The following is a 14,782-nucleotide window of genomic DNA, read 5'->3' as shown; positions in this document are numbered from 1 at the left end:
ATCTTTTTCTCTATTTTAGTTTGCTTCACTCGTTAGCTGGGGTATGATCTTTGCAGCATTGATTAAAGGCTCTGTATTGCGATAAGTCAGTGCCAGCACAAAAGATCCCTCCAATAACGAGATAATGCCCATTGCGATCGATTCTGCGCGCTCTCCCTCGCAGCCTTCCTCCTTGAGCCGCTCGATCATGACCAATTTCCACGTATCGAACGTTTCTTGGCAGGCTTCACGCAATCGATTGCTAATACAGGATGTCTCGACAGCGTTCCAGAAGCAGCTTGGCGCCACGCCTTGGAATTGCTGCCGCTCAACTACATTCGCAAGGCCTAAGAAGAATGTCTGCACACCAGAGACAAAATCATCCGACTTCACGAAGTTAAGCTGCAATATTTCCGTCGTGCTCTTCCGCTGTTGTTCAATACAAACTTGTGCCAGTTCTTCTTTCCCATTCGGAAAATAATAATAAAGTGATCCCTTTGGTGCATGACTTTCCTGAATGATTTGATTCATGCCAGTGGCATGGTACCCTTGCACAAAAAACAAGCGAGTCGCAATATCGACAATGTGATCTCGCGTATTTGATTTTTCTCGCATCGAACCTTCTCCTCGGTCAGAATTATACCAATCGGTCTATATATAATATAGGTGAAAGTTTGCATCTGTCAAACGTTTGTTCCTCTTATTGAAGACATGAATAAAGCCCTGTATCCATTTAAATGAACACAGGGCTGATCTAATTTCTAGTTATTGGAATTCAAGTTCGTATTGTCCTGAATGACACGGCGTGCGGTAACGAAAGTCTTATCCCATGTACTGCCTTCAAAATTGGAAATCGCAACGCCAATGCCTACTCGATACGTATGAAGCAATCGACCGTCACCCATATAAATACTTACATGATTGATCTTGCCATCATGATTCGTATCCGAGAATACCAAATCCCCTGCCTGGAGGTCACTCTTCGCTACGGGCGTACCTACCTTAGCTTGATCACGAGAAGATCGCGGAAGATCAATGCCATTCTGCTTAAATACATATTGCGTGAAAGACGAGCAATCGAACTGATCCGTTCTTCCTGCTTTAGCACTAAATTTATAAGGAACACCTAGGAATTGCTCTCCTGTGTTCATAATTGCCATGGCAATTGAGTAGCTATTCGTCGTAGGAGCTGCTTGTGCGGATGGAGCTGCTTGTGCGGATGGAGCTGGGATGAATAGCCCTGCCGACAAAGTAATCGAAAGACTGAGCATCATAGCAACCGCTGTTTTATGAATACGTTTGTTCGTTGGATTCTTCATGTTTAGTTCCTCCTCTTCGTCTGCACAATATTTTATTTTTGTAAAACTTGAATGTCCGTCGTTAACTACATGCCTACTGTAACATAGAACTCTTTTCCATGATGTACCACCGTTTTATTAACCCTAAGCTGCACAACACATTCCTTATCATTATTAAAAAACGATGAAAATTTCTTAATTATTTCACTCTTGACACGGCAAAGCTAGGCCCCACCTTGGTTGTACTTCCGTTTCAATTATGTTATGACTATAGAAAACCTAGATAACGGAGGATACAAAAATGTTACAGAAACCTGCAGCAATGATATTTGACCTCGATGGCACGTTATTTCAAACAGAGACGATCGTTATTGAAGCATTTCGTCTTACATACGCTAAACTTCGTGAAGAGGATCTATATCATGGCGACGTACCCGGCGATCAAGAAATTCTGGGCTGCCTAGGCATGCTCCTTGAACATATATGGGAACGCCTCATGCCGAATGCTTCCTTCGAAGTGAGAGAACGCGCGAATGTACTCATGCACGAATATGAAAATGATTTGTTGGACCGTGGTCAAGGGAAGCTCTATGCTGGCGTAGCAGAGACGCTTCAGTCACTTAAGGACCAAGGAATACGTCTATTTGTCGGCAGCAACGGTCTAGAAGGCTATGTCAAGGATGTGACGCGCTATATGGGCATTGATCATCTCTTTGAAGGTCTGTACAGTGCCGGTGAATACCAAACCGCGACGAAAGTCGATTTGGTGCGCATTCTTCTTGAGAACCATCAGGTCCCTACGGCATGGATGGTCGGAGATCGTTCTTCCGATATTGAAGCCGGTAAAAAAAATCAGATTACAGCCATTGGCTGCGATTATGCAGGTTTCCGCAAGTCTGGTGAATTAGAAGGCGCTGACGCCATCATTACGACCTTTGATGAACTATTACACTTAATCTCATAACAACGAACAAAGCCACCGCAATCGAATGCGGTGGCTCTTTTTTATTCTCCTGTATAGTGCAATGAAGCCTCTCGTAAGATCGGTGTTCCCTCGCTCTCCGTCACCTCGATGATGACACCACGGACATATACAGATGGGATACGAATGATGGCTTTATGCCCCATATTGATTCCTTCATAGACCTGTACCTGCTTATGCGTCTTTTTGGAGATGATGGAGACCGTAAATCGACGAACCCGCTCCCCCTGCTCCAAGTTCTCCTGCAGTACAACATGATCGATCAGATGTGGTGAATCTGTCTGATAGACCCAAGTACCCGGCTTCTCTTCTACAAAAGCAGAAGTATTTGCAATCGGTTGACCAAATCGACGACGAACCTCATCACCCATTTGCTCCAGCCTCTCAACATCAATCGCTGGTAGCAGACCTTCGCGGTCTGGACCGATGTTCAACAGGAGATTGGTCCCTCTACCCACGGAATGATAATAGAGCCCCATTAGCTCATCGAGCGATTTCAATGTGTCTTCATTCTGATCACTATAGAACCAAGTGGAACGAAGCTGTACATCACATTCAGCCGGCAGCCAGAGTTGGCCACCAAGTTCATCTTCCTTATCCGAGAGGATAGACCATTCAACGGAATCCGTCACATTCCACGTAGGGATTGGTGCAATGCCGTCTTCGTTACCAATCCACCGGAAATCAGGATCCCCGATGTTAAAGATGAGAATATTCGGCTTTAGACGGCGAATTTCTCGGATAATCCGCGGCCAATCATATTCATGTCCTTCCGATCCACAGCCATCGAACCATAGAATATCGATATCGCCATAATCACCGAGCAGCTCCGTGATCTGATTCACGAAGTAATCATCGTATGCCTTCGCATCCTGCGTATAGAAATCCGCTGAACCATCGAAAGGTGAATAATAAAGACCTGGCTTCACATCATATTTACGGCATGCCTCGACGAATTCACGCACGACATCCCCTTGTCCATTTTTCCATGGTGAAAATTCAACCGAGAACTTCGTATATTTCGAAGGCCAGTTCGAGAATCCATCATGATGTTTGGCCGTCAGCACGGCGTATTCCATTCCCGCTTCCTTCGCATTCCGAATCCACTGATCGCAGTCCAGACCTGTCGGCATGAAAGCTTCTGGTGTCATCGCCCTTGCATCGAAATCCACATACCCCTCGTAGAATGTCCGAAGACCAAAGTGAAGAAATAATCCAAATTCCCAATCTTGAAACTGCAGTTGTTTGACGCTAGGTACAACGGTCGTTTTACTCAACATTGAAACCTCTCCTCTTGAACTTATGGTTTGCACCTGTATGTACGCGCTTTCAGGAAAATAGTTCCTCTTTGGATTATAAACAACAAAAAACCTCCCTACCGTAGTAGAGAGGTTATGCTTATTGTATGAAGGTGGCGGAAAGAGTGGGATTCGAACCCACGCACGCCTTGCGACGCCTAGCTGATTTCGAGTCAGCCCCCTTGGGCCTCTTGGGTACCTTTCCGCAGCAAAATTAATTCTATCACACTTCAAGGCTTTCTGCAACAGGATTGTCCCAAAAATTTAACCTTCCGTTGGAGGTGTGATGTGCTTCGAATTTCGAAGGACTTTCTTCATATTCTTCTCGAATTTCTGTCTAGGGATGAGAACACTATGCTGACAACCGACACATTTGACCCGGATATCCATCCCCATCCGAATAATCTCCATTTCATTGGTTCCGCACGGATGCGGTTTCTTCATCTGTACGACATCCCATAGTTCGAATTGTTTGCGTTCCACGCTCTATCCCTCCTTCTCAGCTCGGTGATACGTCACCATCCGCGGATATGGAATCTCAATGCCATGCGCATCGAGCAGCCGCTTCATTTCAATATTAACAAATCGTGCTACACCTGCTTGGGTATATGGTTTACACTCGGCAATAATCCGAATTTTCACATCCGATGCGCTCATCATTTGCACGCCGAGCACTTCCGGTACTTTCACCATATCCAAGTTACGTTCCTTCAGTTCAGGCATCGCCTTCTTCATAATCTCAATCGCTTCATCCATGTTTTCTTCATAAGCGACCGAAATATCGATAAATGCGACGGAATTATGCAATGAAAAGTTCGTGACCTCATTGATCATCCCATTTGGAATAATGAAAACTTCCCCTGTCCAGCTCTGGATGCGCGTTGAGCGTAGACCGATCACTTCAACGGTTCCCCGATGCGTATTCACTTCGATCACATCACCAACGGCGAACTGGTCCTCGAAGATAATGAAGAACCCTGTAATGATATCTTTCACGAGACTCTGTGCCCCGAAACCAATCGCAAGTCCGAGTACCCCTGCTCCCGCTAGAATAGGTCTTAAATCTACGATATTCCACTCACTAATAATCATGAGAATCATGACGAAGTTAATGACATATGTCGTTACATTTTTGAGTAATTTACCGATCGTAATCATCCGTCTCGGTGTGAATTGCAATCGGTTATCGCCCTTTTTAATACTCAGATGGTTAATTGCCTTATGAAGAACACGAATCAACACGCGGCATACGATAATGATAAGGATCACCTTAAGGATCTCCCACATCATATTCTCCCATAGATTTGGGTTTGTTATTGGCCCCCATATTTTCTTCTGGAACCAATTCAGATTCTGTTCGATGATCTCACCTGTCTCTTCGGCAAGCGCATAATAAGCCACTACACCACTCCCTATCCCATTGTACTACATTTCCACTAACACATATTCATTCTCATGCTGCTCAAAAATCCCCCGGATCTCCACCCGTTCATCTATAATTGTCCTCTTCACCAATTCAACCTCTTGCGCAGGGAAATGAATCGATAACGCACAACCTGCTGTAATTTCCTTCGGTGTCGGACAAATATCGATTTCAATATCTAAGAACTCCAAGAGCATCTCCGTACGTAATGCCTGCTGGGTTGAATCAAAAGCAATCAACATCCATGCCCCCATAATTCTGCCTCACTCTCTCTATATAGAATGGATTCTTCTACACTTCGAAGTATAAATTGGCTCTTCCATCCATATACTAGGAATACAAATCATAGACGGAGGTTAACCCCATATGTCCTTTCCCCTGTATTCTAGCCGGATTAAAGAACTACCATCTCTCAAAATTGCGCATACCGAATCTCACATTCATGCAGCCGTCACGAACAGAATAGTAGATTTCCTGACACCCATTCCTGCTGAGAGTACGATTACGGTTGTATGTGTGGGTACAGATCGTTCAACAGGAGACTGTCTAGGACCTCTCGTCGGTTCCGCGCTCTCGAAGTTCAACAGCCCTCTATTCGAGATCTATGGGACGCTCGATCATCCGGTTCATGCCGTGAATTTAAGCGATACATTACAACACATCGAATCCTCTGTCAAGAATCCGTTCATTATCGGTATTGACGCATGCCTCGGCCAGACGAGCAGCGTTGGGAATATCCAAGTCGCTTCTGGACCTGTTCGGCCTGGTGCAGGTGTACACAAACAATTGCCGCCTGTCGGCGATATGCACATTACAGGGATCGTCAATGTAGGCGGCTTTATGGAATACTTCGTCCTGCAGAATACCCGCCTGAGCCTCGTCATGAAGCTATCGGACATTATTGCGAACAGCTTATATATGGCCGTCAAACAATGGCATCATCGGCTTAACTCTTACGCTGGGCGAGATTAAGTGCCTCCATCTCTTCAGAAGATAAAGGATATTTCGATTCACCTTGCTCCACAGGCTTGGCATACAAATACGTATTATCACGGCTATGGAGACCACTGAGGATAATTCCATCTTGTTCATCGTTCACAATCGCTAAGGAGAAGCTGAGGTCTGCGCCATGACCTTGAAAAGGATTGTATCGTAGAAATCCAACATTGGATTTCATCTTCTTCATTTGCTGATGGATCCCATTCACTTGATTCGAATGTTCTATTTGACCTTCGCGTAATGCATAAATATGTTCTTTCATCTCAATGATGACATCCTCAAGTCCATTCACACCTGTGCCTTCCATCATGAGATCATACTTCCGTCTTAACCGCTTCAGCTTCACAGCCTGGACAATAAACATGATCAATACGATGATCATGAGTAAAGCCATTACACCCATAATAATCCACTGCATTTGTTCTAACATCATCGTGTCCATCTCATCTGTTCTCCCCTACCGTGCAAAATCCTCAATGATCTGTCTTACTGCCGTTATCACGGCATAAACATCTTCTTCTGTTGTTGTATAACCCACACTAGCACGTACAGCTCCGCTAGCCAGTGTTCCAGCTGATGCATGCGCTAATGGTGTGCAATGCATACCTGATCTGACTGCAATCCCATATTCGCGATCCAGACGAAAAGCGAGCTGTGATGCATCTATGCCTTCAATAATAAAGGAGACAATTCCCGTCCGTGGCTGATTCTTGGGTGGTCCTAACAATTGGATACCCTCAAGAGTTTCTAATCCCTCCATCAGCAGCCTCGTCAACAACCATTCTTTAGTATGAATTTTTTCGACGGTCTCATTCAGAATTAATTTGACCCCTTCATTTAATCCTGCAATCCCTACCGTATTCGGTGTTCCTGCCTCGTAACGATCCGGTCGTACCAGTGGCTGCTCCATGTCTTCCGAACGGCTACCTGTCCCCCCTCGCATGAGCGGTTCCAGATCGACGTGAGAGGCGATATAGAGTCCGCCAGTCCCTTGAGGACCCAGAAGCCCTTTGTGCCCTGGGAAGGCCAGTAAATCGATTCCCATGCGTTCTACATCGATAGGCAGAATACCAGCTGACTGCGCAGCATCTACAAGCAGGAACGCACCTTGAGTTCGTGTGAATTGTCCTATTTCTTCAATAGGTAAAATCGTCCCAAGCAGGTTCGAACTATGGCTACAGATAACAAGTTTCGTATGTAGCTGGAATGACTCTCTAAACTTCGCCATATCCAGATTACCTGCAGTGTCTGTCTCGATATACGTTACTTCTATCCCACGCGTACGTCTCAAATACTCCAAGGGTCTTCGTACCGAATTATGTTCGATGGACGTTGCGATCACATGATCTCCGGATGATAACACACCCTGGATCGCCATATTAAGTGCCATCGTCGTATTCATCGTAAACGCGATATCATTCGGGTTTCGAATCCCGAATAATTTTGCTAGATTTCTTCTTGTCTGAAAGATCACTCGACTAGCTTGAACCGCCATTGAATGACTGCCCCGACCTGGATTGGCACCATACATAAGCATAGTACTGCGCATAGCTTCGACGACCTGATCGGGCTTCGGCCATGATGTTGCTGCATGGTCCATATATATGACGCGTTGTTGCACTGAGTCTTCCAAGAATCGCACCCCTCTTTCCCCTAAAAAAAGAATAGCATACCTTAGTGTAATCCTTCACACAGAAGAATTCAATGGCATGCTACTTGGCAACATTTATTCTTAATTCATTAGCCCAACAACTCTAACAACCGTTCCAAATCTTGCTGACTATAATAGGCTAGTTCAATCTTACCTTTATCTTTGTTCGCCTTAATTTTGACTGTTGTTTTGAATCGCTCTCGTAAGGATTCTTCTACTTGATGAATGTATGGATCGCGTTTTTTTGCCTTCGCCTTTTCCTTAACCGCCGTTGTATTCGCGCTTAGGTTCTGAATGGCTTCCTCTAATTCCCGGACACTCCATTCATTGCTAATGGTAAGTTTGGCTAATTCTTTCACCTTGCCGACATCTTTGACCCCGGCTATTGCACGAGCATGTCCCATCGATAATGTTCCACGTGAAACATAATCCTTTACTTCTTCAGGGAGCTGCAGTAACCGCAAAAAATTTGCGATATGTGAACGTGACTTACCAACCTTCATCGATAGCTCCTCTTGCGTTAAGGAGAATTGATCCATTAATCCTTGGTACGCAACCGCAACCTCAATGGCATTCAGATTCTCACGTTGGAGATTCTCGATCAACGCAATTTCCATCACTTGTTGGTCATTAAAGTTACGAACAACCGCTGGAATTGTAGCATTCCCGCATAATTGCGAAGCACGGAAACGACGTTCCCCTGCAATGATCTCAAAACCCTTCAATACACTACGAACAATAATCGGTTGAATAACACCATGCTGCTTAATCGATTCGGCTAATTCTTGAATCGAAGCTTCATCAAATGTCTTGCGCGGCTGATACGGGTTGGGACGTAATTGACCTAACATAATTTCGATTACTTTGTCATCTTCATGAATAGACAATGATGGAATAAGTGCATCCAACCCTTTACCTAGACGTTTATTCACTTGATATCACTTCCTTTGCAAGTTCCAAGTACACTTCCGCACCTTTCGATCTCGGATCATACGTAATAATTGACTCGCCATGCGAAGGGGCTTCACTCAGCCTTACGTTGCGAGGAATAACGGTTTGATATACTTTTTGCTGGAAATATTTTTTGACCTCTTCAATCACTTGAATGCCTAAATTGGTTCGAGCATCGAACATCGTAAGTAGGACACCTTCAATTTGCAAGGACGTATTTAAATGTTTCTGAACGAGCCGCACCGTATTCAGCAGTTGACTCAATCCTTCTAACGCATAATATTCACATTGAATCGGGATAATGACCGAATCTGCCGCTGTTAGTGAATTGATCGTTAGGATTCCGAGCGATGGCGGACAATCAATAATAATATAATCGAACATATGCTTCACCAGGTGAAGCGACTTCTTAAGACGAACCTCACGAGATATCGTAGGAACCAATTCAATTTCTGCACCTGCTAGTTGAATCGTTGCCGGCAGAATGCTTAGTCCTGGAATTTGAGTTGGAAGAATCGCATCCTTCGGATGCACATCATTAATTATTACGTCATAGACGCAATTCGTAACGTCTGCTTTATTCACACCGATACCGCTTGTTGTATTCCCCTGCGGATCGATGTCAACCAATAAGACTCGTTTGCCGAGCGTGGCAAGTGCAGCTGATAAATTAACAGAAGTCGTTGTTTTACCAACGCCCCCCTTTTGGTTGGTTACAGCTATGATTTTAGACACTCATTCTCACCTCAAATTTATCAACAAGAAGACAGCAGTCATCGCTACCACTGAACCGTGAAGCTTCTTTATGATCTTTTTGGAATTTTAATGACAATCTCGTAATGGTCTTCATGATCTTTCTCATCGGTTTTAATCTGCATCCCTGTACCGGACACCATCTCAATCGATTGACGAATTGTATTCAGAGCAAGACGTACATCTTTCGTGAATGAAATACGTTTGGACTTGTTCTTTGGCTGCATCGCTTCTTTATAGAAGGCAACGCGAGCTTCCGTCTGTTTTACATTTAGTTCTTTTGTTATTATATCATTCAATACCTTTAATTGCAGTTCTTCCGAATCAAGTGAGAGCAGCGCTCTTGCATGACGCTCCGTAATTTGACGTTCCATCAGTGCCAATTTCACAGATTCAGGTAAATTTAATAGACGAATTTTATTCGCAATGGTCGATTGGCTCTTACCCAGACGCTGAGCCAAGCTCTCTTGCGTTAGACTATGTAAATCCATTAATTTCTGATACGCTACCGCTTCTTCAATCGAAGTTAAACCTTCACGTTGTAAGTTCTCGATTAAGGCGATTGACGCCGCTTGGGAGTCATTGAACTCGCGAACAATTGCAGGAATCGTATCCAGGCCAAGACGCGTAACCGCCCGCCAACGACGTTCCCCCGCAATAATCTCATACTTCCCATTGCGCATACGAACAACAATCGGTTGAATGACGCCATGTGTTTTGATCGTCTGACATAGTTCATCGATTTTTTCATCGTCAAAAATTGTCCGTGGTTGATAAGGACTTGTAACAATCTCCGCAACCGGGATTTGCTTGATCTCATCCTGATTATTTTTTTCTGCGATTCCAAATAGTTTAGACAATTGTTCTTTCATTTCGTATGATACCACCTAAATTCATAATCGCACTCGAATGGCAATCAGAACGATAACTAACAGGCACTGTTTTGTTGATTCTACCCTATCAATCTATGAATGTTCTGATGGATTCTTGCGTTCAGAGAACACATGAAAAAACAGCTCACGCACTTCACTCCATGGAATAGTAGCGCCGCTACGTTTCAATCCATTTGCCTCTCGATGTACCTAAACCATGATCCAGTAGAAACTTCAGCATGTCTATCCAACCGCAAAAATGTTTTCGCCAATGAACAAAATCCGTGCATTCGTTTCGATATTCAATTCATAAAAAATAGAAATTAAGAGAATGAGGCTTTTCATAGCTGAATAGCCTCACATGGTTAACGTCCCTAGAAGTACGACAAGGTTGGTTCTTCTAGCAAATTACTTCTATTACTATATATTCTCCAGTTCTATCGCGTTTTCCTGCCAGACATTTGGCGTGAAGCAACATTTTCATGAAATGTTCCACGTGAAACATCTCTTTCCTTATGCTGCGGAAAATTTATACGAGCGGACTTTTTAAAGGCGTTCCTGCTTTGCGAGGATATTTGGCTGAGGTTGGGCCTTTCTTATCGACGATAACGATATGACGATCTGAATCTTCTACAGGGAGTTTGAAATGTTCAACCCGATTAACGCTGCCCTTCAACTCTTTGAAGCTTCGTGCAGCTTCCTTAATTTCATCTGTCAGATCTGTTCCCTTCATTGCTGCGAAGGTCCCCCCAACTCTTACAAATGGAAGACAAAATTCGTTCAATACTGCAAGACGAGCAACCGCACGTGCCGTTACGAGATCGAATTGATCACGATATTTGAATTGTCGAGCAACATCCTCTGCACGTCCATGGATGCATTGCACATCGGAGAATCCGAGCTGCTCAGCTAAATGATTCAGAAATTGAATGCGCTTGTTCAACGAATCTACAATCGTAACTTTTAAATGCGGAAAACAGATTTTTAGAGGAATGCTCGGAAACCCTGCACCAGAACCAATATCTGCGACTGTCGTTATCTCCTTCATATTCAAAAAGAAAGAAAGCGATACAGAGTCGTAGAAATGCTTCGTGTAGACCTGTTCTCTTTCTGTAATACCCGTTAAATTCATTTTCTCATTCCAAGAGACCAATTCTCTCAAATAAATCTCAAATTGATTGAGTTGTTGCTCGGTCAGCGAAATATCATATTTCGCCAACCGTTCTGCAAACACAGTTTGAATGTGATCCATAATTTATCCTCTCGATGCTGTTACGCGGTTATAGTGTTCCAAGTATACGAGCAGAATTGAAATGTCTGCTGGTGTTACGCCGGAAATCCGTGAAGCCTGCCCGATGGAAATCGGACGGATTTTGTTCAGCTTCTGCTTCGCTTCTGTCGCGATTCCATGAATGTCGGTGTAATCAATATCATCCGGGATTTTCTTCTTCTCCATCTTCTGAAGACGTTCAACTTGTAGTAATTGCTTCTCAATATAACCCGAATATTTAATTTGAATTTCTACTTGCTCTTTCATTTCTTGTGATAATTCATGCGAAGATGGTGAAATCGGTTCGATATGTGCATAAGTCACTTCAGGACGACGAAGCAATGTCAGAATGTCCACCCCATTCGTTAAAGGTGCTGATCCAACCGAAGCAAGCATCGCTTGCACTTGCTCGTCTGGGCGAATCTTCGTCGTGCGAAGTCGCTCAATTTCTAGCTCGACCATTTCCTTCTTATGCATAAATTTCACATATCGTTCTTCTGTGATCAGACCAATCTCATGCCCTATTGGTGTAAGTCTAAGATCCGCATTGTCATGGCGCAATAATAGACGATATTCTGCACGAGATGTCAGCAATCGATAAGGCTCGCTCGTACCCTTCGTTACCAAATCATCAATAAGTACGCCAATGTACCCTTGGGATCGATCTAACACGACAGCTTCTTTGCCTTGTACTTTACGAGCAGCATTAATTCCGGCCATAATTCCTTGTCCTGCCGCTTCCTCATACCCTGATGTTCCGTTAATTTGTCCCGCTGTGAATAGTCCAGGCACCAGCTTCGTCTCCAAAGAAGGATAAAGCTGTGTAGGCACAACAGCATCATATTCGATCGCATACCCTGTACGCATCATATCGACTTTCTCGAGACCAGGAATCGAACGAAGAATTTGCAATTGTACATCTTCTGGCATACTAGTAGAGAGTCCCTGTACATAATACTCCGATGTATTTTTACCTTCTGGCTCTAAGAAAATTTGATGTTTTGGCTTATCGCTGAACCGAACAATTTTATCTTCAATAGAAGGGCAATAACGTGGCCCTGTCCCTTCAATCGCACCTGAGAACATTGGAGCACGGTGCAAGTTATCATTAATAACCTGATGCGTCGCAGATGATGTGTACGTCAACCAACAAGGGAGCTGTTCATTGCTCGATGAAATCGTCTCGAAGGAGAAGAACTTCGGATTCTCATCACCAGGTTGAATTTCGGTCTTGGAGAAGTCAATCGTATCTTTATGAACACGCGGTGGTGTTCCTGTTTTGAATCGAACCAACTGTAGTCCTAACTCACGAAGCGATTCAGACAATCTAACCGATGGCTGTTGGTTATTTGGTCCGCTCTCATACATCAGTTCTCCCATGATGATCTTACCGCGTAGATATGTCCCTGTCGTTAAGACAACAGCCTTCGCACGATACTGCGCACCTGTCTTCGTTACAGCACCTACACATTTGCCATCCTCAACAATAAGCTCTTCTACCATCCCTTGGCGAAGTGTCAAATGCGCCGTCTCTTCGATCGTCTTCTTCATCTCATGTTGATACAGGAATTTATCAGCTTGCGCCCGAAGAGCATGAACAGCCGGTCCCTTCCCTGTATTCAGCATTCGCATCTGAATGAACGTCTTATCGATATTGCGACCCATCTCTCCCCCAAGGGCATCGATTTCACGCACGACATGGCCTTTAGCCGGACCACCAATCGATGGATTACACGGCATAAACGCCACCATATCTAAATTGATTGTGAGCAGTAAAGTCTCACATCCCATCCTTGCAGATGCGAGTGCAGCTTCAACGCCTGCATGCCCTGCACCGATGACAATCACATCATATTCCCCAGCTAAATAGCCCATTTTCCGATCCTCCTTATTACTTACCTAGACAGAATTGACTAAATATTTGATCAATCAGCGAATCGCCTACTGCATCGCCAATAATTTCACCTAACTGTTCCCACGCCGCTCTGACATCAATCTGGATCAAATCAATCGGAATATGCTCTTCCGTTGCCCCAATCGCATCTTGAAGTGACACAATGGCCTTTTTCAGCAATGCAATATGTCGAACATTGCTCACATAGGTCAGATCATTCGATTCAATACCGCCGCTGAAGAAGATACCAGCAATGGCTGCCTCTAATGCATCCAGTCCCTCTTGCTCTTTAACCGACATCTTCACAATCCGATCCGATTCGAACATCTCTTCAATCTGACGCAGCTCGAGTTGCCGTGGTAAATCCATTTTATTCAGTACGACAATCACTTGTCTACTCTTGATTTGCTCCATCAGTTGCAAGTCATCGGCATGCAGTGGCTCATTCTGATTCAGCACCAAAACGACAAGATCCGCATCCTCAAGCGCAGATTTCGAGCGCTCGACACCAATTTGCTCGACGACATCCGCTGTTTCGCGAATACCCGCTGTATCTAATAACTTTAGCGGAATACCATTAATCGTAATGAATTCCTCAATCACATCACGCGTTGTCCCAGGAATATCCGTAACAATTGCCTTGCTCTCTTTGGCTAATGCATTTAATAAGGAAGATTTACCGACATTCGGACGTCCGACAATCGCCGTTACGATCCCTTCCCTTAATATTTTGCCTTCATTCGCCGTTCTTAACAACTTCTCGATACTCTCCATTACCTGTGAACATTTCTCACGAATAAATGCACTCGTCAGCGATTCGACATCATGTTCTGGATAATCAATATTCACTTCAATATGCGCCATCGTCTCAAGCAATGTATACCTTTGGGCTTCAATCTCTTTCGACAAATTTCCTTGCACTTGCTTGAACGCTGATGAGAACGCACGTTCTGATTTAGAACGTATTAAGTCAATGACGGCTTCGGCTTGAGATAAGTCAATCCGTCCATTCAGGAAGGCACGCTTTGTGAATTCACCGGGCTCAGCCAGACGAACATTCTGCTGCAGCAAGATGTCCATCACTCTTTTGACTGCGATTACGCCGCCATGTGTACTAATCTCAACGACATCTTCCATCGTAAAGGAACGCGGCGCACGCATTACGGTAACGAGCACTTCTTCCATTTTCTCACGCGTATTCGGGTTAACAATATATCCATAGTGAACCGTATGGGAATCCACTTGCGTTAATTTATTTTTCGCGGCAAATATCGATTCGACAATCGCGACCGATTCTGGACCGCTCACGCGAACAATCGCAACACTCCCCTCACCTACGGCTGTTGCAATGGCTGCTATCGTATCATTGATCATGCTAACACCTCTTCATCTATGAAAAAAGCAATGACTCG

General features: G+C 44.3%; 16 protein-coding genes and 1 tRNA gene. 2 read left to right on the top strand and 15 right to left on the bottom strand.

Annotated features, from left to right (window positions below; translation table 11 throughout):
• Positions 1–15: 15 nt before the first annotated feature.
• Both C558_RS0100155 and C558_RS0100150 read right to left on the bottom strand, forming a co-directional pair.
• Positions 16–594, bottom strand: a complete 579-nt coding sequence (locus C558_RS0100155) for a TetR/AcrR family transcriptional regulator (RefSeq protein ID WP_018754171.1) — start codon at positions 592–594, stop codon at positions 16–18.
• 146 nt (positions 595–740) lie between these two features.
• A complete protein-coding gene (locus C558_RS0100150; RefSeq protein ID WP_018754170.1) occupies positions 741–1,298 on the bottom strand; it encodes a C40 family peptidase in 558 nt (185 codons plus the stop codon).
• Between the two features lie 280 nt (positions 1,299–1,578).
• On the opposite strand from C558_RS0100150, the gene C558_RS0100145 reads away from it, so the two are divergent.
• Positions 1,579–2,241 (top strand): HAD family hydrolase, encoded by a 663-nt coding sequence (locus tag C558_RS0100145; protein ID WP_018754169.1) that lies wholly within the window; start codon positions 1,579–1,581, stop codon positions 2,239–2,241.
• A gap of 41 nt (positions 2,242–2,282) precedes the next feature.
• On the opposite strand, the gene C558_RS0100140 is transcribed toward C558_RS0100145, so the two are convergent.
• The 5 genes from C558_RS0100140 to C558_RS0100120 form a co-directional block, all read right to left on the bottom strand.
• Positions 2,283–3,539, bottom strand: a complete 1,257-nt coding sequence (locus tag C558_RS0100140) for an alpha-L-fucosidase (RefSeq protein ID WP_018754168.1) — start codon at positions 3,537–3,539, stop codon at positions 2,283–2,285.
• A 132-nt stretch (positions 3,540–3,671) separates the two neighbouring features.
• Positions 3,672–3,762 (bottom strand) — tRNA-Ser (locus C558_RS0100135).
• A 59-nt stretch (positions 3,763–3,821) separates the two neighbouring features.
• Positions 3,822–4,040 carry a DUF951 domain-containing protein gene (locus C558_RS0100130; RefSeq protein WP_018754167.1) on the bottom strand — a complete coding sequence of 73 codons (219 nt, stop codon included), beginning with the start codon at positions 4,038–4,040 and terminating at the stop codon, positions 3,822–3,824.
• Between the two features lie 3 nt (positions 4,041–4,043).
• The gene (locus tag C558_RS0100125) at positions 4,044–4,958 is read right to left on the bottom strand and encodes a mechanosensitive ion channel family protein (protein WP_018754166.1); all 915 of its coding nucleotides are present in this window, start codon (positions 4,956–4,958) and stop codon (positions 4,044–4,046) included.
• 24 nt (positions 4,959–4,982) lie between these two features.
• Entirely contained in the window at positions 4,983–5,234 is a 252-nt protein-coding gene (locus C558_RS0100120) for a putative Se/S carrier protein (RefSeq protein WP_018754165.1), read from the bottom strand.
• Positions 5,235–5,346: 112 nt separating this feature from the next.
• Here C558_RS0100120 and yyaC point away from each other — a divergent pair, with 112 nt between their 5' ends.
• The gene (gene yyaC / locus C558_RS0100115) at positions 5,347–5,952 is read left to right on the top strand and encodes a spore protease YyaC (protein ID WP_018754164.1); all 606 of its coding nucleotides are present in this window, start codon (positions 5,347–5,349) and stop codon (positions 5,950–5,952) included.
• Here yyaC and C558_RS0100110 read toward each other — a convergent pair.
• The 8 genes from C558_RS0100110 to mnmE form a co-directional block, all read right to left on the bottom strand.
• Complete coding sequence (locus C558_RS0100110; protein ID WP_018754163.1) at positions 5,927–6,421, bottom strand: DUF4446 family protein; 495 nt, start codon at positions 6,419–6,421, stop codon at positions 5,927–5,929. The genes yyaC and C558_RS0100110 overlap by 26 nt on opposite strands.
• Positions 6,422–6,436: 15 nt before the next feature.
• Complete coding sequence (locus C558_RS0100105; protein WP_040674181.1) at positions 6,437–7,579, bottom strand: aminotransferase class V-fold PLP-dependent enzyme; 1,143 nt, start codon at positions 7,577–7,579, stop codon at positions 6,437–6,439.
• 140 nt (positions 7,580–7,719) lie between these two features.
• Positions 7,720–8,562 carry a ParB/RepB/Spo0J family partition protein gene (locus C558_RS0100100; protein WP_018754161.1) on the bottom strand — a complete coding sequence of 281 codons (843 nt, stop codon included), beginning with the start codon at positions 8,560–8,562 and terminating at the stop codon, positions 7,720–7,722.
• A complete protein-coding gene (locus tag C558_RS0100095) occupies positions 8,555–9,316 on the bottom strand; it encodes a ParA family protein (protein ID WP_018754160.1) in 762 nt (253 codons plus the stop codon). The genes C558_RS0100100 and C558_RS0100095 overlap by 8 nt, the downstream gene beginning before the upstream one ends.
• Positions 9,317–9,384: 68 nt before the next feature.
• Positions 9,385–10,206, bottom strand: a complete 822-nt coding sequence (noc, locus tag C558_RS0100090) for a nucleoid occlusion protein (protein ID WP_018754159.1) — start codon at positions 10,204–10,206, stop codon at positions 9,385–9,387.
• Positions 10,207–10,735: 529 nt separating this feature from the next.
• Positions 10,736–11,458, bottom strand: a complete 723-nt coding sequence (rsmG, locus tag C558_RS0100080) for a 16S rRNA (guanine(527)-N(7))-methyltransferase RsmG (RefSeq protein ID WP_018754157.1) — start codon at positions 11,456–11,458, stop codon at positions 10,736–10,738.
• Between the two features lie 3 nt (positions 11,459–11,461).
• The gene (gene mnmG / locus C558_RS0100075) at positions 11,462–13,351 is read right to left on the bottom strand and encodes a tRNA uridine-5-carboxymethylaminomethyl(34) synthesis enzyme MnmG (RefSeq protein ID WP_018754156.1); all 1,890 of its coding nucleotides are present in this window, start codon (positions 13,349–13,351) and stop codon (positions 11,462–11,464) included.
• A gap of 16 nt (positions 13,352–13,367) precedes the next feature.
• Positions 13,368–14,744: a tRNA uridine-5-carboxymethylaminomethyl(34) synthesis GTPase MnmE gene (mnmE, locus tag C558_RS0100070; protein ID WP_018754155.1), complete on the bottom strand. Its 1,377-nt coding sequence runs from the start codon at positions 14,742–14,744 to the stop codon at positions 13,368–13,370.
• Positions 14,745–14,782 lie beyond the last annotated feature (38 nt).

Source organism: Paenibacillus terrigena DSM 21567, from assembly GCF_000374845.1.
Lineage (GTDB): Bacteria > Bacillota > Bacilli > Paenibacillales > Paenibacillaceae > Paenibacillus_K > Paenibacillus_K terrigena.
This window is presented reverse-complemented; position numbering and strand designations above follow the sequence as displayed.

Bases quoted from the DNA above. Each gene is read 5' to 3' on its own strand.
- C558_RS0100105 (WP_040674181.1), bottom strand. From the start codon at position 7,579: ATGGACCATGCAGCAACATCATGGCCGAAGCCCGATCAGGTCGTCGAA.
- C558_RS0100145 (WP_018754169.1), top strand. From the start codon at position 1,579: ATGTTACAGAAACCTGCAGCAATGATATTTGACCTCGATGGCACGTTA.
- noc (WP_018754159.1), bottom strand. From the start codon at position 10,206: ATGAAAGAACAATTGTCTAAACTATTTGGAATCGCAGAAAAAAATAAT.
- yyaC (WP_018754164.1), top strand. From the start codon at position 5,347: ATGTCCTTTCCCCTGTATTCTAGCCGGATTAAAGAACTACCATCTCTC.
- C558_RS0100150 (WP_018754170.1), bottom strand. From the start codon at position 1,298: ATGAAGAATCCAACGAACAAACGTATTCATAAAACAGCGGTTGCTATG.
- mnmE (WP_018754155.1), bottom strand. From the start codon at position 14,744: ATGATCAATGATACGATAGCAGCCATTGCAACAGCCGTAGGTGAGGGG.
- rsmG (WP_018754157.1), bottom strand. From the start codon at position 11,458: ATGGATCACATTCAAACTGTGTTTGCAGAACGGTTGGCGAAATATGAT.
- C558_RS0100140 (WP_018754168.1), bottom strand. From the start codon at position 3,539: ATGTTGAGTAAAACGACCGTTGTACCTAGCGTCAAACAACTGCAGTTT.
- C558_RS0100155 (WP_018754171.1), bottom strand. From the start codon at position 594: ATGCGAGAAAAATCAAATACGCGAGATCACATTGTCGATATTGCGACT.
- mnmG (WP_018754156.1), bottom strand. From the start codon at position 13,351: ATGGGCTATTTAGCTGGGGAATATGATGTGATTGTCATCGGTGCAGGG.
- C558_RS0100120 (WP_018754165.1), bottom strand. From the start codon at position 5,234: ATGGGGGCATGGATGTTGATTGCTTTTGATTCAACCCAGCAGGCATTA.
- C558_RS0100110 (WP_018754163.1), bottom strand. From the start codon at position 6,421: ATGGACACGATGATGTTAGAACAAATGCAGTGGATTATTATGGGTGTA.